Annotated in this window: 1 pseudogene; it reads left to right on the top strand. The window is 70.0% G+C overall.

Annotated features, from left to right (window positions below):
• Positions 1–88: 88 nt before the first annotated feature.
• Positions 89–290 (top strand): annotated as a pseudogene (locus GV790_RS31535) (short-chain dehydrogenase); the annotation flags it as partial.

Here is a 290-nt window from a genome sequence, read left to right as displayed (position 1 = left end):
GCACGATTGTCGGCGGTGGGGGCAGGCAAGCTCACGCCATGAGCGTAAGCGACACCCGTCCGCCACGTGTCGCTGGCCGACGACCGACCGCGGGGACATCCTCGAGGAGCTGGCACAGCGTTTGACCCTCGCCCACGGCATCACCGCCGAGGTGCGCGCGGTGGACCTCGCCGACCGGGAGCAGCGGGCGCCGCTGGTGGAGGAGCTGTCGGCACGCAATATCGCCATCCTGTGCAACAACGCGGGCATCGCGACGTTCGGTGCGGTCGCCGATCTCGACCCCGCCTATG

Source organism: Nocardia cyriacigeorgica (genome assembly GCF_010858045.1).
In the GTDB taxonomy this organism is placed as follows: domain Bacteria; phylum Actinomycetota; class Actinomycetes; order Mycobacteriales; family Mycobacteriaceae; genus Nocardia; species Nocardia cyriacigeorgica_E.
The sequence above is the reverse complement of the archived record's forward strand: the minus strand, read 5'-3'. Positions and strand labels throughout refer to the sequence as shown.